This is a genomic window from Crocinitomicaceae bacterium, from assembly GCA_016708105.1.
Taxonomy (GTDB): Bacteria; Bacteroidota; Bacteroidia; order Flavobacteriales_D; family Crocinitomicaceae; genus JADJGJ01.
This window is the reverse complement of the sequence record JADJGJ010000004.1, coordinates 230,358-248,108: the sequence shown is the minus strand read 5'-3', so window position 1 is coordinate 248,108 and position 17,751 is coordinate 230,358. Positions and strand designations below refer to the sequence as shown.

General features: G+C 38.5%; 14 protein-coding genes and 1 tRNA gene. 6 read left to right on the top strand and 9 right to left on the bottom strand.

All coding sequences use genetic code 11. The features are described from left to right. The first annotated feature begins 25 nt into the window (after positions 1–25). Positions 26–2,233, top strand: a complete 2,208-nt coding sequence (locus IPH66_16890; GenBank protein ID MBK7131019.1) for a DNA topoisomerase 3 — start codon at positions 26–28, stop codon at positions 2,231–2,233. Next, positions 2,230–2,904: a hypothetical protein gene (locus IPH66_16885; protein ID MBK7131018.1), complete on the top strand. Its 675-nt coding sequence runs from the start codon at positions 2,230–2,232 to the stop codon at positions 2,902–2,904. The genes IPH66_16890 and IPH66_16885 overlap by 4 nt, the downstream gene beginning before the upstream one ends. A 164-nt stretch (positions 2,905–3,068) precedes the next feature. On the opposite strand, the gene IPH66_16880 is transcribed toward IPH66_16885, so the two are convergent. The 5 genes from IPH66_16880 to IPH66_16860 all read right to left on the bottom strand — a co-directional run bounded on the left by IPH66_16880 (position 3,069) and on the right by IPH66_16860 (position 10,108). Next, on the bottom strand, positions 3,069–3,956 hold the full coding sequence (locus IPH66_16880; protein ID MBK7131017.1) for a class I SAM-dependent methyltransferase: 888 nt from the start codon (positions 3,954–3,956) through the stop codon (positions 3,069–3,071). Then, positions 3,946–5,820: a tRNA uridine-5-carboxymethylaminomethyl(34) synthesis enzyme MnmG gene (gene mnmG, locus IPH66_16875; GenBank protein ID MBK7131016.1), complete on the bottom strand. Its 1,875-nt coding sequence runs from the start codon at positions 5,818–5,820 to the stop codon at positions 3,946–3,948. Before mnmG ends, IPH66_16880 begins: the two co-directional genes overlap by 11 nt. 117 nt (positions 5,821–5,937) lie before the next feature. Further along, on the bottom strand, positions 5,938–6,351 hold the full coding sequence (ybeY, locus tag IPH66_16870; protein MBK7131015.1) for an rRNA maturation RNase YbeY: 414 nt from the start codon (positions 6,349–6,351) through the stop codon (positions 5,938–5,940). Beyond that, complete coding sequence (locus IPH66_16865) at positions 6,344–6,745, bottom strand: ATP-binding protein (protein MBK7131014.1); 402 nt, start codon at positions 6,743–6,745, stop codon at positions 6,344–6,346. Before IPH66_16865 ends, ybeY begins: the two co-directional genes overlap by 8 nt. 3 nt (positions 6,746–6,748) lie before the next feature. Further along, positions 6,749–10,108: a hypothetical protein gene (locus IPH66_16860; protein ID MBK7131013.1), complete on the bottom strand. Its 3,360-nt coding sequence runs from the start codon at positions 10,106–10,108 to the stop codon at positions 6,749–6,751. A gap of 215 nt (positions 10,109–10,323) precedes the next feature. Between IPH66_16860 and IPH66_16855 the strand changes: the two genes are divergently transcribed. The 3 genes from IPH66_16855 to IPH66_16845 all read left to right on the top strand — a co-directional run bounded on the left by IPH66_16855 (position 10,324) and on the right by IPH66_16845 (position 12,379). After that, positions 10,324–11,850 (top strand): glutamate--tRNA ligase, encoded by a 1,527-nt coding sequence (locus IPH66_16855; protein ID MBK7131012.1) that lies wholly within the window; start codon positions 10,324–10,326, stop codon positions 11,848–11,850. A 10-nt stretch (positions 11,851–11,860) separates the two neighbouring features. Further along, positions 11,861–12,214 (top strand): dihydroneopterin aldolase, encoded by a 354-nt coding sequence (folB, locus tag IPH66_16850; protein ID MBK7131011.1) that lies wholly within the window; start codon positions 11,861–11,863, stop codon positions 12,212–12,214. A 94-nt stretch (positions 12,215–12,308) separates the two neighbouring features. Continuing rightward, positions 12,309–12,379, top strand: a tRNA-Cys gene (locus IPH66_16845). A 49-nt stretch (positions 12,380–12,428) separates the two neighbouring features. On the opposite strand, the gene IPH66_16840 is transcribed toward IPH66_16845, so the two are convergent. Next, entirely contained in the window at positions 12,429–12,929 is a 501-nt protein-coding gene (locus IPH66_16840; GenBank protein ID MBK7131010.1) for a hypothetical protein, read from the bottom strand. Between the two features lie 68 nt (positions 12,930–12,997). Continuing rightward, positions 12,998–13,984, bottom strand: coding sequence for a bifunctional phosphoglucose/phosphomannose isomerase (locus IPH66_16835; GenBank protein ID MBK7131009.1), 987 nt, complete (start codon positions 13,982–13,984; stop codon positions 12,998–13,000). Between the two features lie 167 nt (positions 13,985–14,151). Between IPH66_16835 and lysS the strand changes: the two genes are divergently transcribed. Then, positions 14,152–15,861, top strand: coding sequence for a lysine--tRNA ligase (gene lysS / locus IPH66_16830; GenBank protein MBK7131008.1), 1,710 nt, complete (start codon positions 14,152–14,154; stop codon positions 15,859–15,861). Between the two features lie 13 nt (positions 15,862–15,874). Here lysS and IPH66_16825 read toward each other — a convergent pair whose 3' ends face one another. Beyond that, complete coding sequence (locus IPH66_16825; GenBank protein MBK7131007.1) at positions 15,875–16,393, bottom strand: gamma carbonic anhydrase family protein; 519 nt, start codon at positions 16,391–16,393, stop codon at positions 15,875–15,877. A gap of 485 nt (positions 16,394–16,878) precedes the next feature. Beyond that, positions 16,879–17,595 (bottom strand): 3'-5' exonuclease, encoded by a 717-nt coding sequence (locus IPH66_16820; GenBank protein MBK7131006.1) that lies wholly within the window; start codon positions 17,593–17,595, stop codon positions 16,879–16,881. Positions 17,596–17,751: the final 156 nt, after the last annotated feature.

Here is a 17,751-nt window from a genome sequence, read left to right as displayed (position 1 = left end):
ATCGTCAAATTCTGAAATAAAAAAAATGAAACTGTGTATTGCTGAAAAACCAAGTGTTGCAAAAGAAATAGCAACCGTTTTGGGAGCAACACTCAAAAAAGACGGATATTTTGAGGGGGCAGGCTACTGGGTTTCATGGACGTTTGGTCACCTTTGTACACTGAAAGAACCGCATGATTATACTCCACTTTGGAAAACGTGGAATCTTGCAACGCTCCCGATGATTCCCTCCAGATTTGGAATAAAATTAATCGAAAATCAAGGTGTTCAAAAACAATTTCGCATCATAGAAAATCTTGTTGAGCGTTGTGAAGAAGTGATAAACTGTGGTGATGCCGGGCAAGAGGGAGAACTGATTCAGCAATGGGTTTTGTTGAAAGCAAAAAACGTGAAACCCATTAAGCGTTTATGGATATCATCACTAACCGAAGAAGCAATCAAAGAAGGGTTTCAAAAACTGAAATCCGGAGACGATTTTCTGAATCTATATGCCGCAGGAAGTAGCCGTGCAATTGGAGACTGGTTGCTTGGTATGAACGCAACACGTTTGTACACGTTGAAGTATGGGCAAAATAAACAGGTCCTCTCTATTGGTCGTGTTCAAACACCAACACTTGCTTTGATTGTTCAAAGACAAAAAGAAATAGACGGGTTCAAGTCTGCAAAATACTGGGAATTAAAAACAAACTATCGTGAAGTTTTGTTTTCAGCTCAAGTTGACAAAATTACATCTCAGGAACAAGCGGCTGAATTACTCTCTAGAGTGAGTGATAAACCCTTTCAAGTTCTTTCATACGAGCAGAAAGAAGGAAAGGAACAGCCACCACGATTATTTGATCTTACCTCTATTCAAGTTGAAGCAAATAATAAATTTGCGTTTTCTGCTGAGCAAACACTTAATTTAGTGCAGAGCTTGTACGAGAAAAAAATCATCACCTATCCGCGTGTTGATACCACGTTTTTATCTGAAGACATTTATCCAAAAGTCCCAAAAATACTTGAGGGATTGAAATATTTTTCATCCCTCACCGAACCCTTGCTAGGCAATCCTTTGCGCAAGTCAAAAAAGGTGTTTGATGATAAAAAAGTGACTGATCACCATGCTATTATTCCAACCGGAATTACGCCCTCGGGCATATCACCTGACGAACAAAAAATATTCAATACGGTAACCAAAAGATTCATTTCAGTTTTTTACCCTGACTGTACGGTGTCAAATACTACCGTTTTGGGCAAGGTGGAAGATGTTGAATTCAAAGCCACCGGTAAACAGATAATTGAGCCCGGCTGGAGAATTGTCTACGAAGGGGAAGAGCCGATTAAGAATTCGTCTGAAAACGGCACTAAACCAAAATCTAAAGACGATGAAAACGATGAGGCAAACATAGAGCAAGATCAGGAAAGCAACGTGATTATGCCTTCCTTTGAACAAGGAGAAAGCGGACCACACAAACCGGAAGTTCAAGAGAAAGAAACACGCCCACCAAAATATTTTACCGAAGCAACCTTACTGCGTGCCATGGAAACCGCCGGCAAGACAGTGGATAATGATGAGTTGAGAGATTTATTGAAAGAAAACGGAATAGGGCGTCCGTCTACCCGGGCTAACATCATTGAAACCCTTTTCAAGCGACAATACATCATTAAAAAAAGAAAAAACTTACATGCAACCGTAACCGGAATTGGTTTAATAGACGCTATACAATCAGAACTCCTCAAAAGCGCAGAGCTCACCGGACAGTGGGAATATAAACTACGACAAATAGAAAAGGGCGCTTATGATGTAAACCTTTTTAAAGAAGAATTGAAACAAATGGTTGTTGATTTAACCAATGAAGTTCTTAACGCCGAGGCACGCAAGATACAGACTGTTTCACATGAAATCAAAACAAAAGATATAAAAGCAAACGCTGGTTCAAGCACCTCACCAAAACTAAAATCACCGCCACTTGAAATTGAGGGAATGACTTGTCCTTTCTGTAAAGAGGGGCTTATCAAAAAGGGTAAATCTGCTTACGGTTGTTCGCGTTTCAATAACGGCTGCAACGTATTGATTCCGTTTACTGCCTACAATAAAAAGCTAACGGAAAAGCAAATAATAGAACTGCTCACCAAAAGAAAAACCGGTATTATAAAAGGCTTGGAGCAAGTTGCAGGAACAAAAACTGATGGAAAGTTATGGCTTGATGATGAGAATAAACTGCAAATACACATCGTAAATACCCAGCCGTGAATTGGTTCCGATTTATATTTTTTTTTCCTCTGTTTTTAACCCTCTGGTGCAGTGCTCAGCAAGATACCACGCGCACAATTTTTCCCGTTTCACATGGCACCAAAAAATGGAAACCGGCAATTGGATTTGATGCTTTTCGTTCATTCTATTCCGGTGCTCCCGTGAAATTTAATGGTTTTAGGCTTGGGTTGGAATATAGGGGTGTTCACCGTTTTGGTTTTGGTTTTTATGGGTTAAAAAAAGATCTCTTTTTTAATGATCTTGCTGTTGATTATCCGCTTGCTACCGACACATCCTTAGTAAAATTTAAGCTCAATTATGCTGCTTTATTTTATGAGCGCGTTTTCTACAAAACCCGTTATTGGGAGATTAGCTTGCCCGCATATCTCGGGGGGGGCGGATTAGAGGCATTTGTTGAAGGCAGCGACGGTGTTTTCTATAAATACTACGCTTCGTCTTTCTCGTTATTGAATATCGGCATTGTAACTAAATTCTATCCGCTAACCTGGTTTGCTTTGCGTCTTGGAGTTGGTCAACGTTTTACTTTTAATTCTGACAAAGATGTCCGCAGGGCATTCAACGGTCCTTTTTACTCTTATGGCTTTAGCATTCTTTTTGGAGAGTTATTCAAGGTGATCTTTCCAAAGGAAAAATCTAATAAACAAAAATGAATCAAATTAAACATTGTGTTAATAACGCAATGTTTAGTTAACCCATATCGCAAACCCTTATAAATCAACAACCAAAGCCCACTCACCAGGCGTGCCATATTTAACGATCTGCCAACAGCTGACCCTTTGTGTTATATTTCAAGAAATCTTGCAAACAGCGTTTGCTAATGAGTTTTTCTTCTCAAAATATAGATTTGGGAGCTCCATTTTTCAGTTCCCGCAAGCCAATTTGACTTCAGGCCTGTCAATATTGCCCTTGATAGCTTGCCTCCTCTATACTTTTCTGATAACATTGAAACGTAAAATGAATCAAACTTCATGGGCAAAACGTCAATCAATTCAAGATCAAACCTACCCAACAACTCTATGATATCGGTTTTTTTAAAGTGATAAAGATGGATAGGTAAATCATATGCCGCCCAAAACTCTTTATAATACTGAGCATCAAAAGATTCAGGGTTCGGCACAGCTATTACAAGTCGTCCATTATCAGTCAATAATGAAGCAATTTTTGATGCATCCCGTTCAAGATGATAAACATGCTCTAGGACATGCCAGAGTGTAATAATATCAAATTTTTCACTCAGGCTATGAAGCTCAATAATATCATTCAATGCAACGCTATTTACCTCTTGGGCTATTCTTCGTGCGTCAGTATCCGGCTCAAGACCCTTGACGTCCCATCCCTTTAGTTTTGCTTTTGCAACGAAATGACCGGTACCCGAACCGATGTCCAATAATTTTCTTCCCTTAGATAGGCGATTTATAAGAGCTACTTTTTTTGCGAGTGTATATTTTCTAACCAGGTGATATACCTTATTTACAAAACCCTTCTTTGTGGCACTATGTGAAACATAACCATCTGATTTATAATAGCTTCCTATGGATTGTTCAACCGGTCTTGGATTAGTAAATTTAAATCCGCAAGACCCGCACGATACAATGGTAAATGTCTCTCCACTTACCGAAAAATCTTTTGATGTAATGAATTCCGCCGTCTCAAAGCCATGACAAATAGGACAACGATCAAGGTATATTAAATTATTTTCCAAGGTGTATAAGAATTACAGAAATATCAGAGGGGGACACACCGCTAATTCGGCTTGCCTGACCTAGTGTTCTTGGTTTTATTTTAGTCAATTTGTCAACCGCCTCAGAAGAAAGAGCATGAATCTCACTATAAGGTAAGCCCTCTGGCAATTTCAACTTCTCTAGACGGTTTATTTTCTCAGCTAAATCTCTTTCTCTTTGAATATATCCCGAATATTTGATTTGAATTTCTGCCTGTTCAACGGCATCATGATCCAGAGGACATACCGATACAATTTTTTTTCTAAGAAGATCACATGACTTAATCAAATCACTCAATTCAATATGTGGCCTCGATAATACCGTATTGCACTTTACTGCCTGTGTTAAAGGGGCTGAATTTTTTTCCAGCAGCATCGAGTTCACTTCACTGGGGGAAACACTACAAGCATGAATAATTTTTACTAGCTCATTAGTCAATTGAATTTTTTCATTTACTCTTGCAAGATCTTCATCAGAAGCCAGCCCAATATTATACCCAATTGGAGTTAATCTAATGTCTGCATTATCCTGCCTTAGTAATGTCCTGAACTCAGCACGAGACGTGAACATACGGTATGGCTCTTTTGTTCCTTTGGTTATTAGGTCATCAATCAAGACACCTATATATGCTTCATCACGAGACAGAACTAATTCTGCTTTTCCACTCAGTTTAAGGTGTGCATTTATTCCGGCCATTAAACCTTGACCGGCAGCCTCTTCATATCCGGTTGTTCCATTAATCTGCCCAGCAAAATATAGGTTGCTTACTAATTTAGTCTCCAAGGTATGTTTAAGCTGGGTGGGTGGAAAGTAATCATACTCTATTGCGTATCCCGGCCTGAACATTTTTACCTTTTCAAATCCTGGTATTGTTTTCAAGGCGGCTAGTTGAACCTCTTCGGGTAGGGATGTGCTGAAGCCATTCACGTATACCTCCACGGTCTCCCAACCTTCAGGCTCCACAAAAATTTGATGCCGATCTCTTTCAGCGAACCTGTTTATTTTATCTTCAATTGATGGGCAATACCGAGGTCCGGTACTTTTAATGGCGCCATTAAACATTGGGGAACGGTCAAAACCTGTACGCAAAATTTCATGTGTGTGCAAATTAGTATATGTGATAAAGCAACTCCTCTGATTTTTGAGGGCAGATGTTTGAGTTGAAAATGAGAACTTTTTGGGGTTCTCATCGCCAGGTTGCTCTACCATTTTTGAATAGTCAAGTGAGCGGCCGTCAACCCGAGGCGGGGTACCTGTTTTCATGCGTCCCGCATCAAAACCTACAGCAACAAGTTGTTCAGTTATGCCATAGCTAGCTGATTCGGCTGTTCGTCCGCCCTTAAAGTTTTTTTCACCTAAGTGAATGAGCCCGTTTAAAAATGTACCATTAGTCAATACAACAGCCCTACTCTTAATTTTTATTCCCATAGAGGTAATCACCCCCACAACGTTTGCGTCTTCAATGATTAGTCCCGAAACCATATCTTGCCAAAAGTCAACTCCATTGGTTCGCTCAAGAAGCAGCCTCCATTGTTCCGCGAATTTCATTCTATCGTTCTGCGCTCGTGGCGACCACATGGCAGGTCCTTTTGAAAGGTTTAGCATTTTGAATTGAATTGCCGATCGGTCAGTTATAATTCCCGACCCACCTCCAAGGGCATCAATTTCACGAACGATTTGACCCTTTGCCACACCACCCATTGCCGGGTTACACGACATCTGCGCAATGGTGGCCATATTCATCGTCACCAGGAGGACACGTGAACCCATTTTTGCAGACGAATACGCCGCTTCGCATCCGGCGTGACCGGCACCAACTACTATAATGTCATATTCTTCAAGCATTCCTATTCTTGTTTCACGTGAAACCACTTTAAACCACAGACGTGTTCCTACTTAATGTTTCACGTGAAACTATTTTTTGAGTTCAGATAATTATTCTATGTTTCACGTGAAACAACATCAAAAGTCAATATATTTTTTCTCTAGACTACGCATTTTAATTTTCTCACTCCTTGTTTTGTCTCCGAACCCCGCCAGATGTAGAACACCGTGAATCATCACACGTCTTAATTCTTCAGTCAACGCAACGCCAAACTTACCAGCGTTTTCTTCGACCCTTTCCAAGCTTATATACATCTCACCCGATAAACTATTTTTTTCGTTAAAATCAAAGGTGATAATATCAGTTAAAGTGTCGTGTTTTAGAAATTTAAGGTTCATTTTATGAAGCTCATCATCACCAACAAAAACATAAGATAGGTTGCAAGCAGAAAAACCAAGATCCAACACGCAGCTCTTTAACCAAGTTTTATTTTTACCGGGCTGAAATGACTTGACTTTTACTTTGACAAAATTAAAACTGATCTTAAACATTTGCGACTGCAAATGTAATACGCACAGTTGAACCTGCGTTCTCAAACGCCACACCGTCAGATAAATTTTTCATTAAAAATATTCCTCGACCATCAGGCTTCTCTATATTCTCAGGAGATGTTGGATCCGGCAGATTATTGAAATCAAAACCACTACCCTTATCAGAAACCGTGAAAATTATTTCCTTATCACCTTTTGCAACAGAAACCACGACAGATTTATCATTTGAGTATTTATTGCCATGGATAATAGCATTGTTGACAGCCTCAGTAACGGCAATCAAGACGTTTCCATAATGATCTTCGCTCAAGCCCATTTCTGCAGAAACCTTATCAACCAATGATTCTACCTCATGAATTTTTTCCAGCTTAGAGGCAATTTCAATACTCAACATTCACTATTCATTTACAGAATTAAAATACTCATTTACCAAGGCCTTATAATAGACCTGAAGACTTATTGGAAAGGTTCTTAAAAACTCAGCTTCCGCATCCTTCTTTCGGTTATACTCTGTAAATTCTATAAGGTTACCATTTTCAGGATTTTTACCCTCATTCGATTCTCGCTCCTCAGAAAACCCGCGCTCACGCATTGCCTTTTCATGCTCTAAAAGCCGCGTCAAAATATCTTGTTGGCGCTGCACAAAATCAGCCCCAATATTACCATTCAATAAATCTTTTTCCAACTGATCTATGTCCTCAATTAACTCATTCAATCCATTTCCGGCGCCTGAACCATCTTCATTTAGCTCCTCACGCAACTTCATTAATGACTCTCTAATTAAACTCTGCTCAGCTGCCATTTTTACAATTTGTTTATTAGATAATCCCGGAATAGAGCCTGGCTGTTCTCCGCCTCCTTGACCCGGAGATTCACCCGGTTCCTTTCCACCGGGGTTCGGACCTTTCATTTGATCAATTTGTTGTTGCAGGGCTTGCTTCATTTGCTCCATGGTCATTTTACCCGACTTGCCCTGACCGGCCCCTCCAGGATTGTTACATGAACCATTACCCGGCATTTTCATCTGAGCCTGCTGTTGCATTTGATCTAACACCTCTGCCAACATCAAGGCTAAATCATTATATCCGGTCATCACATATTGTTGGCTTTGGATTGTCTCATTAGTTTTTCTTGCTTCAGAATATTCCAATGAATTGTCTAAATTATAATTCAGGTCAGCAAGCTCTTCATTGATAAATGACGACAATTGAATAACCCGATGACTCAGGGCAATAAGAGAATCATTTACCACCTGAGTTGCGACATTAATGTCCAATTGTTCTTGCGAAAGCTCACCATACTTAGGGTCGGTAGGGGAGGTCACTTTGAATTCCTTCATCAAAGCCTCTTGACGATGACTCAAGGCCACCAAATTTTCCAACAAATAGCGCAACGCTTCCATGTCTTCAGCCTGCTGTTGTTCTGCCATTTGCATTTGCATTGAACTGACGTCATCAGCCATTTGCTTCAACATTTCAGATGCCTTAGATTGATTTTCTTGTGACTTTTTACTGTTGTTATTATCTAAATTTTCTTTTGATTCGTTCATCTCCTCATCAATTCCCTCCTCTTGCTCTTCATTAAAATCAATGTCCATTGGATTCTTCAATTCACTGTTTTTCTGTTCAATTTCATCCATATCTTTTTGGATTTCATCAAACTTTTTATTTAACTCTTCTTGTTTTTGACTTAATTCTTCCGGACTCAACTCTTTATTCTCGGTCATTTGATTTAATTTCTCTTGCTCTTCAGCTAAATCACGCAATTGCTGTTCTAATGATTTGAGTTTTTCATCAATCTCCATCATTTTAAACAACTCAAGGGTGCGGTCTAATTCTTCAGATAAATTTTCAGATTCTTGTTCCATTTGATCCAAATTCTGAACTATCTTTTCCTTGTCCATTTGGTTCATCAGTTCTTCCAATTCTTTTAGAAGATTTAATAATTCTTCATCCATTAATTGGTTCATTAATTCTTCAAGCTGTTTTCTCTTTTCTTCTAATTCAGGATCTTCTTCTAAATAATTTTCGCGCTCTGTTTTATTCTTCTCATACTCCATCTGCATTTGCTCAATTTGTTGACTTAATTGCTGATGCAGATTTAAAAGATTTTCAAGGTTTTGTTTGTCCTTCCAATCAGGATTTGGCTTATTCATCAGATCGTTTCGAAGATCTTGAATTTCCTTTTGTAATTGATCAGATTGTTCCTTTAACTGATTAATATCCCTTTCAATTTTGTCTGATTGTGCAGATAAATTATTTTCTAATTCATCTAAATCGGGAACTTCAAAAACCTTTCTACTAGATGATGTTGACTTATATCCATTTATTTCGTCGTTGTCCGTAACAACAAATGAATATTCAATACGATCTCCGGGGCCTAAATTGAAAGGAGATAAATCAATATAAAAAGAGAACAATTGATTCAATGATTTTGAATTTATCTTGATTGATTTTGATACGGTATAGGAGCTGTCCTGCTTGATCACTTTCATTTTTGCTGAAAGCCCTCTGAATCCATAATCATCTGATATAGTACCATCTACATATCTCCTCAGGCTGTTCATTGAATCAATTTCTTCTTCAACACTTATCTGCGGAAATTCATCTTTTATCACCGTTATATCATAACCAAGACTATCAGCATTTTCTACTTCATCAGAACTTGTTACCAACGCATACGATTCCGACTCAATAAATCTGCGCTGGAAAGAATAGGTGTTAGTTAAATTTGTTTTCAAACTAACTAAAGTATCTTTAAAGAACACGTCTAATTTGGTCAAATTTTTAGCCGTAACGGACCATTTGATAGAGCTTCCCTCGGGAACTGAAAGATCTCCTGCATTATTAAAATCAGCCGGCTGAATGCCTGTATGTGCCGGATAAACCACATGTAATTGAATGTCTTCTAAAACCGGCTTGTAAAGCACATCAACAATAAAATTCTCTGACTTGAACCCGTTTCCTTCACAATAAAACTGAATGTCTTTTCTAACGTTTGTAAATTGATACTGAAACAATGTTTTTGTCACTTTATTCAAATTGTATGTTCCGTTGTTTGAAACAATTTTAACCTCATCCGGCAAGTCATTGCCTTGAAGATTAATTTCAAGCAAATAATCTTCTCCTTCTTTCACTTCTCCCTCACTTGATAACTGAAAAGTAAACGGAGCAGGTTCTACATACTCTTGATTAAAATGAATAACACGCTCAGTGCTTTCCAGAAAAAGAGCGGGATACACTGCGCTAAGAATAATCGTGGTGCCTACAACGGGAACCAAATATTTCAAGTACTTTCTGTTCTCACTTAAATCAATAGCAGCATTGAAAGGAATTACAGATAATTGTGCTGCCCGTTGTTCAACGCTTGCTCGCACCAATTCAATATTATACGAATAATCAACGCTGTCCTTTTCAAGTTGAATTGTGTTTTTTAATTTATCACTCACATCAGGAAAAAACCTACCGATCATATCAGCAGCATCCATAATAGATAAATGTTTTCCTAGCTTGTTTAAGCGTAAAACAGGAATTAGAAAATACCTAAAGAAAAGCCATCCATTAACAAGAATAAATGTGACTAAAAGGGTTAATCTTACTCCGCTACTGAATCGCCCAAAATGTTCAAGCACCGCTACCGTTGTATAGGATAAAAGTAAAACCACAAGAAAGATTAGACCGCCTCTGATCATCTCATTCTTATAGTACTTTTTAATAAACAGTTCTACCTGCCGTATGACATCACTAAATTTGCCCAACTGAATAATTTTTTACTAAAGTTAGCACTTTGCATCATTAGATACAACGCAGAACCAACATTGGTTCAATAATCTTAACAAAAATTCTGCCTCAATATTGTTCAACGCCTGGTTAAATTCCAATCAGAAAAGCGCTTCAATCTACACATCAATGCGCAAGACAAGGAAAGGAATGATAGATAAACAATATCTTTGCAGAGATCATTTTCAAAAATATGTCAAAAAGAGTAAGGGTACGATTTGCCCCAAGTCCGACAGGACCACTTCACTTAGGCGGCGTGAGAACGGCGCTTTATAATTATCTATTTGCAAAAAAAAACAACGGAGATTTTCTACTGCGCATTGAAGATACAGATGAGAACAGATTTGTACCCGGAGCCATGCAATATATTTTGGAATCATTGAAATGGTGTGGTATAGAGCCCAATGAAGGAGAGGGTTATGGAGGAGATAAAGGACCGTATATACAGTCACTCAGAAAAGATATGTACCGACCATATGCTGAAGAATTAGTAAAAAATGGCGCCGCATACCTAGCCTTTGATACAGCCGAAGAGCTAGATCAAATGCGTGAAAAAGCAAAGCAAACCGGTATGCCTAACTGGCAATACAACGCCATTACCCGGTCAAGTATGAAAAATTCACTGACACTTTCTAAAGAAGAAGTTGATAAAAGAATGGCGGCAGGAGAACCATACACCATACGTATGAAAATGCCGCGCAACACAGATATTAAATTTGAAGACACCATCCGCGGTTGGATTACTGTTAACACGAATAATTTAGATGATAAAGTGCTGTTCAAAGAATCAGGCATGCCCACATATCATTTAGCCAACATTGTTGATGATCATTTAATGGACATTACACACGTCATACGCGGTGAAGAGTGGCTGCCGTCCGCGCCGCTTCATGTTTTATTGTATGAAGCTTTTGGCTGGGAACGCCCTTTGTTTGCGCATTTACCACTCATATTGCGTCCAGACGGAAATGGAAAATTGAGTAAGCGTGACGGAGATCGTTTAGGCTTTCCGGTTTTTCCATTAGATTGGATGAGTCCTGAAGGTGAAAAATATACCGGGTATCGTGAAACAGGTTATTTCCCTGATGCGTTTATTAACATGCTGGCATTACTAGGCTGGAACCCGGGAAATAATCAAGAAATATTCACATTGGAAGAATTGGTCAATGAATTTTCTCTTGAGCGAGTTGGTAAATCAGGTTCACGTTTTGATCCTGAAAAAACACGATGGTTCAATCAACAATACTTGAGAAATAAATCAGATGAGCAACTTGCCGACTTGCTTTCACCGTTGCTTAAAGACACAGGCAAAACCCATTCACAGCCCTTTTTAGTTGGCGTTTGTGGACTAATGAAAGAGCGTGCAACGTTTGTAAAAGACATTCTTTCTGATGGAGATTTCTTCTTTTCAGAATCAGTTCAGTTTGATCAAAGCGTAGTAGATAAAAAATGGAATGCGGAAACATCAAACTTAATGGAAGAACTGACTAATTTACTTTCAGAAATAACAGAATTCAATACAGAAAATATTGAAAAGAAATTCTCATCATATCTTGAAGAAAAGAAATTGGGGTTTGGTAAAGTTGGCCCTGGATTCCGGTTGTTGGTAACCGGCAAAGGTGCGGGTCCTTCAATGTTTTCAGTGTGCGCCTTACTTGGAAAAGAAACCGTAATGCAGAGAATGAAAAACGGCATTGCAATACTCAATAAAAAACAATAACAAAATCAAGATGACCAATATTGTAGAAGTAAACGGCGTAGAAGTTTTTGCATATCATGGTTGCATGGAAGAAGAAGCCAAATTGGGTGGAAAATTTATTGTAGATGTCGCTCTGTATACAAATTTTATGACGTCCGCTGAGACAGATTTGTTGTCAGACACAATTGATTATGTAAGGGTAAGAGAGATCATTGTTGAGCAAATGGCAATAAGATCAAAACTAATTGAACATGTTGCTAACCGCATATTACAACGATTCCGAGCTGAATTTAAACTATTGGAGAAAGCAAAAATTAAAATCAGAAAAATTGATCCGCCGATTGGGGGCGTTGTAAAAGATGTTGCAGTAATTATTGAGGCATAACACAAATTAGCTTGCGAAATTTCAATAGCCACACAATCAACATCACGTTTTTTATTGGATTATTTATTACCTTTGCCCTCCACAACTGAATTTTGGTCCTGTGGCCGAGGGGTTAGGCACCAGTCTGCAAAACTGTGTACAGCGGTTCAAATCCGCTCGGGACCTCAAATCCCTTTTCATACAAAATGAGAAGGGATTTTTGCATTTATACAGATTAATCTTTGCCCTTTTTTGCAGATGAAGGTTGGTAGACACAGTTGGGATAAATCCAATCACACCAAGTTTTCAACGAATCATACACCTCAGTTTGAAAGTCAAATTTATCAGGGTCTTCAATTACCAAAATATCTTGAACACGATAATCATCTAATACACTTTTTACGCGCGCTACATAACTGCGTGAGCCGTTGTTGTTATAAGACCTGCTAGTGCTTCCACCTGTTATAGGATTAGGCGTGCGCACATAGGTATATTTTGAAAAAGTATAAGTACCGTAAACATAATAGTACGTTGAATCTTGCTTGGCATCAATCACTGTGTTTCCGGTATAAGTATAGGTTACATCCGCTAATTTGTCTTCAATTTTTGATCCACGCTCATAGGTGATAGAATGCGTCATCAATACCCGTTCCAGGGCTTCTTCAATCAACTGCAATTTACTTTGCTGGGGAGACGAATAAAAAGAAAATACCGAGAGTAGTAAAAGTTGTTTCATGGCACAAGTATCTGGTTATGGTATAATCAAAAACCAAACCAAAGCCAATTTACAATTAAAAAATCAATTCAGGGTTTTTTGCCCATTTCAGATTTGAGGTGTGAAATCACGTTCACCTCAACAGAATCAACTTGTTTAAGCTCGGCGACCATGATAGAAACCCAATCAGTCAAATGAATGAGGTAGATGTTTTGTTCAAGCCGTGTCTTCCCTTTTGCTCTAATTTCAGTAACAGCAGGAGTTTTAGCGGCAATGATTTCTTTACAAATTTCCCAGCGGTAGCTTGTGCGCGGATGATCAAAATCTGTTTTAATATACACTACGGCCAGCTGCTCATTTCCGCCTGCCCAACCCACTAACTCGTTGTGATTCATTTCAGGCAGCACATGATGCCAGCAAAGCATTTTTGCGTTTTCATTCAACTGTTGTCTGAAACGCACAGCAATACCTTCAAAGCCGGCTGCCGCATAAATTACCGGAGTGTGTTTATGTAAAAAAGCAGCAACTCGTTTTGCTTCATCTTGAATCATGTTTCTAACAGAGCCAATAAAAGTTGGAAGCTCAGGCAGATTATTAAGTAGGTTATCTGAAATTAATCCATATTTATTCAACGCATACAACTGCTGAATTAAGGAATACAGGAGCATTGCCCTGGGTTGTTGACCTTTTGGAACAATTAAGTGGTTCCACTTATACTCAATAGCCATTTCCAATAATTCACCACCTGAAGCTATAACCACAATTTCAGCATTTCTTTTTTGAGCAGCTTTAACTGCGGCAATGGTTTCTTCCGTATTGCCTGAGTAAGATGATGCAATCAACAAGGTGTGCTCATTAACACAAGCCGGTATGCCGTATTCATTTGAAATCAGAAAAGGAATTTTGAGCTCATCTGAAACTAATTGGCTCACAATTTTTCCGCCAATACCTGAACCGCCTAAACCACAAACCAAAACGCAAGAAAACTTTTTACCACTGGAATTGAATTTTGACATTGCTCCAATTTCAATGGCCTCACTGATTTGTTTGTTTACACCCTCAATTAATTCTTTCATGATTATTTATGCCTTATTTACCTCAAATGAAATCATCTCAACCTGCTTGCTTACAAAGTTAATTCTATTACGCATTTCCTGTTGTTTTGTTATATGCGAAAAATAACCTGTAAATTGATCATTAAAATCAACGTATCTTTGCCTACATTTCAACGCCAATCAAGGACATGAGCATAACAGATTTGTCAGAACAAGAAATTCAGCGTCGTGAAACTTTACACGAGCTTCGCAAAACAGGAATTGAGCCTTACCCTGCGGCATTATTCCCGGTGAGTCATCTTTCTTCAGAAATTGAAAATCATTTTGAAGAAGGAAAAAAAGTAAGCATTGCCGGAAGACTGATGCGAAAAAAAATTCAGGGAAAAGCCTCTTTTGCTGAAATTCAAGACAGCGCCGGACGTATTCAGGTTTACTTTAATCGTGATGAAATTTGCCCTGGTGATGACAAGTTTTTATACAACGAACTTTTTAAGCGTCTTCTTGACTTAGGCGATTTTATTGGAGTTGAAGGAACGCTCTTTAAAACGCAAGTGGGCGAAATAACCGTGCGTGTTACATCATTTCAATTGTTAAGCAAAGCACTTAAACCACTGCCTATGCCTAAAACTGATGCAGATGGAGTGGTGCACGATGCCTTCACAAATCCGGAACTCAGATACAGACAGCGATATGTAGATTTGGTAGTAAACCCAAACGTAAAAGATGTTTTTTTAAAAAGAAACAAAGTCTTCAATGCGTTCCGTGAATTTTTTAATTCAAGAGGTTATATTGAAGTTGAAACACCCATTTTGCAACCAATTCCTGGTGGTGCGGCTGCACGGCCTTTTATAACGCATCATAATGCACTTGATACGCAATTATACTTGCGTATTGCCAATGAATTATATCTTAAAAGACTTATTGTAGGGGGCTTTGAGGGGGTATATGAATTCTCAAAAAATTTCCGCAATGAAGGCATGGATCGTACCCATAATCCTGAATTTACCGCAATGGAAATTTACGTGTCATACAAAGACTATCATTGGATGATGGAATTCACTGAGCAGCTTCTTGAACACACTGCAATTGCAGTAAATGGAACCACCATTGCCACCTTTGGCGATCATACTGTAGATTTTAAAGCGCCATATAAAAGGGTTACCATGCGGCAATCAATTATTGATTTCACCGGCTTTGACATACAAGGTAAAACAGAAGAAGAACTCAGAACCTGGTGCACAAGCAATGGGGTAGAGGTGGACTTCACCATGGGTAAAGGGAAATTAATAGACTCCATTTTTGGTGAAAAATGTGAGGGCAAATATATCCAGCCTACTTTCATAACAGATTACCCAAAAGAAATGTCTCCTTTGTGTAAACAACATAGAAATGACCCCGAACTGACAGAGCGTTTTGAGTTGATGATTTGCGGAAAAGAAGTGGCAAATGCCTATTCAGAATTGAACGACCCAATTGATCAACGCGAACGATTTGAAGAGCAACTAAAATTATCAGAAAAAGGTGATGATGAGGCCATGTTTATTGATCAGGATTTTTTGCGAGCGCTTGAGTATGGTATGCCGCCAACCTCCGGTTTAGGTATTGGCATTGATCGGCTGGTTATGTATTTGACAAACAACCTTTCTATACAGGAGGTATTGTTGTTCCCGCAAATGAAACCTGAAAAATGGGGACAGACAGGACCTGACCTTACTGAAAATGAAAAACTCATTTTTGCCATTCTCGCAAAAGAAAAAACCATGGATTTGGCACAACTAAAAGAAAAATGTGCATTGAGTAATAAGGCTTGGGATTTAGGCATGAAAGGCTTAACAAAACAAGGGCTGGCAAAAGTGGTTAAAACCGACAACTCATTGACAGTTTCATTGGTGGATTAAGACCTAAAAACTTTTATTTTTCTTCAAACCAGCTTGCATACATTCTGTAATTTTTTGCAATGCGCTGCACCTCTCCTTTAAATAATTCTGGACTTAGATCTTTCACTTTTTTTGCCGGAACACCGGCGTAAATGGATCCGGATTCAACCTTGGTTCCTTCTAGTAACACAGCGCCTGCAGCAATAATACAATTGCTTTCAATTACGCAATTATCCATCACTATTGCACCCATTCCTATTAGCACATTCTCTCCCACAGTACAGCCGTGCACTAAAGCATTGTGTCCGACAGAAACATTATTACCAAGATTGACCTTTGTTTTTTCATACGTGCAGTGCACTACGGCTCCATCTTGAATATTTACGTTGTCTCCAAAACGAATGCTATTTACATCACCACGTACCACGGCATTAAACCATATACTGCAATTTTCACCCATGACTACATCACCCACAACGGTTGCGTTTTCAGCCAACCAACATGATGTTGGAATTTTTGGATAATTGCCTCTGCAAGCCTTGATTAATGCCATATTGATGTGTCTTTTTAAATGAAATCCTAATATAATCAGATTGAATGAAAACACTGGTTTTAAATACGCCGTTTTTTCCTCTACACGTAAACAAGAAATAATTTCGCATCGTGTTTTGCACCTCCTTACCGCAATTAAACTTCTTTATTAATACCTCTGAAGCATTTATTTTGTTAACAGACCTCATCACAACCCTGACCTCATCAATCACTTGCTCGCCTTTTAACAATACCACGGTTGAATCCATGTTCCGATATAACTGTATTGATCCAGAACTATCCGTGACGATAAATTGCTTCCCAATCAATAGGTTTTTTGCATCTTGCACAGGTTGTTCAATAAAGATTCCGGCAAAAGCAGTGTCGGGATATTTGCCAAATTCAGCAAATAAATCAATTGAATTACTTGTGTTTTGATTTGGGTTCTTTTTGCCAGAACATGCACTCATTACCAGGATTATCAAACCAAAAAAACATAATGAGCATCTACTCATGAATTTCATCATCATCAACAAGTTGCTCGTTTCTAAAGCGTAAAAATAGCTGGATTAATGCCACCACGTCTTTTTGGCAATATTTCACTATTCGGGGTAAATCCTGCTGTTCATAATACACTCTTGCTACATCAGAGCCTGAGATATCATCCTTGGGCGTTGGTATCTTGAATATGTGACACAATAATGACAAGGAGCTGAAATGCTTATAATCTCCAAATTTCCATAGTTCCATGGTATCAAGGTGAGCAATTTCCCATGGTTTTTTTCCTGCAATATCAAGTGTTTGAGGTAAATCAATTCCATGAATTAACATGCGCCTGGCAATGAACGGAAAATCAAATTCTTTTGCGTTGTGTCCACACAAAATGTGGTGTGGCATGTTGTAATGCTGGTTAAGTAATTTAGCAAAATCCAACAAGAGCTTTTTTTCATCGTCACCTGAGAAAGATTTCAATCTAATTTCTTTTCCTTGAGGTTTATCATGCACAATGCCACATGAGATGCAGATTATTTTACCAAACTCAGCGTAAATACCGGCCCTTTCATAAACGTCTGCCGCTGTTTGACCTTCTTTCTGTTGGTACTTTGTTTTTTGGTCAAATAAACTTGCTGTTTCTGCTGAAAGCTCATTGAAGTGATACACCTCAGGCACGGTTTCTATATCAAGAAACAGGATTTTTTCGATGGATATTTTTTTGAGTTGCATGCTAACTAATTTCTCCCAAATATATTAGTTATACTCATGCATTTGTTGTAGCGTTAATTATTGCGTGATTTTTTGATTAAGGGTTGTTGCACTAGTTCTTAGTGATAGTTATTTTGTGTCATTCTTATATGAACAGACATTGATTATAACAAAAAA

Coding starts and splice junctions, on each gene's coding strand:
- IPH66_16835 (MBK7131009.1), bottom strand. CDS start 13,984: ATGAAAGAATTAATTGAGGGTGTAAACAAACAAATCAGTGAGGCCATT.
- mnmG (MBK7131016.1), bottom strand. CDS start 5,820: ATGCTTGAAGAATATGACATTATAGTAGTTGGTGCCGGTCACGCCGGA.
- IPH66_16855 (MBK7131012.1), top strand. CDS start 10,324: ATGTCAAAAAGAGTAAGGGTACGATTTGCCCCAAGTCCGACAGGACCA.
- ybeY (MBK7131015.1), bottom strand. CDS start 6,351: ATGTTTAAGATCAGTTTTAATTTTGTCAAAGTAAAAGTCAAGTCATTT.
- IPH66_16865 (MBK7131014.1), bottom strand. CDS start 6,745: ATGTTGAGTATTGAAATTGCCTCTAAGCTGGAAAAAATTCATGAGGTA.
- folB (MBK7131011.1), top strand. CDS start 11,861: ATGACCAATATTGTAGAAGTAAACGGCGTAGAAGTTTTTGCATATCAT.
- lysS (MBK7131008.1), top strand. CDS start 14,152: ATGAGCATAACAGATTTGTCAGAACAAGAAATTCAGCGTCGTGAAACT.
- IPH66_16840 (MBK7131010.1), bottom strand. CDS start 12,929: ATGAAACAACTTTTACTACTCTCGGTATTTTCTTTTTATTCGTCTCCC.
- IPH66_16820 (MBK7131006.1), bottom strand. CDS start 17,595: ATGCAACTCAAAAAAATATCCATCGAAAAAATCCTGTTTCTTGATATA.
- IPH66_16825 (MBK7131007.1), bottom strand. CDS start 16,393: ATGGCATTAATCAAGGCTTGCAGAGGCAATTATCCAAAAATTCCAACA.
- IPH66_16890 (MBK7131019.1), top strand. CDS start 26: ATGAAACTGTGTATTGCTGAAAAACCAAGTGTTGCAAAAGAAATAGCA.